The sequence below is a fragment of the Levilactobacillus hammesii DSM 16381 genome (genome assembly GCF_001434395.1).
Taxonomy (GTDB): Bacteria; Bacillota; Bacilli; order Lactobacillales; family Lactobacillaceae; genus Levilactobacillus; species Levilactobacillus hammesii.
Window position 1 is genome coordinate 1 of record NZ_AZFS01000047.1, and the last position, 1,703, is coordinate 1,703.

Sequence of the window (1,703 nt, forward strand, 5' to 3'; positions counted from 1 at the left end):
TGCTATAGTCCCCTTAAGATTGACAGATGAAAAACAATAATTCATCTATTAATCTTAAGGGGATTTTATTATGCCTAGAACCAGATTCACACCTGAGGAAAAGGTAGCGATTATCACTGGCTTATCAACGACCGAGTTAACCAAGGCCGCTTATTTGAAATCGTATGGTATTGGCCAACACAGTCTGGAAAGGTGGCAAGATCTTTATAAGCAAGATGGTATCAAGGGACTGGAAGAACGACACAATTGGACACGCTATAGTCCAGAAATCAAACAACAAGCCGTAACAGCTTATTTAAATCATGAAGGTAGCTTGATTGATATTAGTAGGCGGTTTGGAGTAAGAAATGAAAGGCAACTCAGGGACTGGATTAAAAAATTCCAGTATAATGGGACCAATAAAGTATTGACAGCTGCTCAGTCAAGAAAGCAGGTCCGCATTATGAGTCGTAAAACTACCTTTGAGGAACGAATTGAAATCGTTGAATACGTTACTGCTGGCAAACACACTTATGCGCAAGCAGCAGAACATTTTAATATGTCATACCAACAAGTTCGGTCGTGGGTTCTCAAGTCTAAAAAAAGTGGCTACACCGCCCTTAAGGACGGTCGTGGACGAACGAAAACCATCGAAGAAATGACCGAAGTTGAAAAGCTTCAGTTGGAAAACCGGCAATTAAAAGCCAAGCTCAAAGAACAGGAGGTCCTAGATCTCTTCGTAAAAAAATTCCAGGAACTACAGAACAAGGAGTGAATAGCCGGCGTAAATTAGCTTACCAAGCTATCCAAGAAATCAGTTCGCAGATTCATGGTGCTCAAGCAATTATCTTGCGTCATATAGGTATTAGCCGCCAGGCATTTAATCAATGGCAACACCACGAGGACACGCCTTGGCAGGTACAAGAATCAATTCTCAAACAAAAGATTCGCCAACATTTCAAAGCACACCGCCAAAGAATCGGTGCCGGGAAAATGACGCATTATCTTGAGCATGATGAAACCATCGACTTTATCATTTCAGAAAAACGCGTAAAACGCTTGATGGCTGTCCTACACTTAAAATGTCAGAGTCGGGTGAAAAAGCATCATCGGATTAAGCAAGCAGAACAAGAATTACGCGATAATATCTTAAATCGGCAATTTGATTTAGCGACTGACGCCAATCAAGTCTGGTTATCAGATTCTACAGAAGTTCGGTACGGAATTAATGGCGAGCATAAAATGCGATTATGTGGTGTTTTAGATCTATATGGTCGCTATTTAGTAGCTTACAAACTAAGTGTTACTGAAACTAGCGAAGCCATGATGGATACCTTTAAACAAGCATTCAAAGATGCCGGAGACGTCCATCCGATGGTCCATACAGACCGAGGTTCAGCATTCACAGCTAAAGCATTCAATGATCTAATGACCGAGCATGAAGTTGTCCGTAGTATGTCGCGGCCGGGAACACCTTATGATAATGCGCCGATGGAACGTTGGTGGAATGAATTCAAACTTAACTGGCTAGATAGTCATCCGATGCCGAAAACTGAGGCAGAGCTCATAACGCTAATTGAAGAAGGAATCCACTACTTCAATTACATAGACCGAACCACACAAAGAAGCGGCTTCACCGCGGCAGAATACCGCGGCAAAGCCGCTTAGACAGAACTCGAAAAATTATATTATTTTACCTGTCAACTTGACAGGGACTAGTACAA

Annotated in this window: 2 protein-coding genes; both read left to right on the top strand. The window is 41.9% G+C overall.

The features are described from left to right. Window positions 1-70: 70 nt before the first annotated feature. The gene (locus FD28_RS05630) at window positions 71-754 is read left to right on the top strand and encodes a helix-turn-helix domain-containing protein (RefSeq protein WP_057733471.1); all 684 of its coding nucleotides are present in this window, start codon (window positions 71-73) and stop codon (window positions 752-754) included. Beyond that, window positions 751-1,647 (top strand): IS3 family transposase, encoded by an 897-nt coding sequence (locus FD28_RS05635; RefSeq protein ID WP_057733473.1) that lies wholly within the window; start codon window positions 751-753, stop codon window positions 1,645-1,647. The genes FD28_RS05630 and FD28_RS05635 overlap by 4 nt, the downstream gene beginning before the upstream one ends. The last annotated feature ends 56 nt before the right edge of the window (window positions 1,648-1,703 follow it).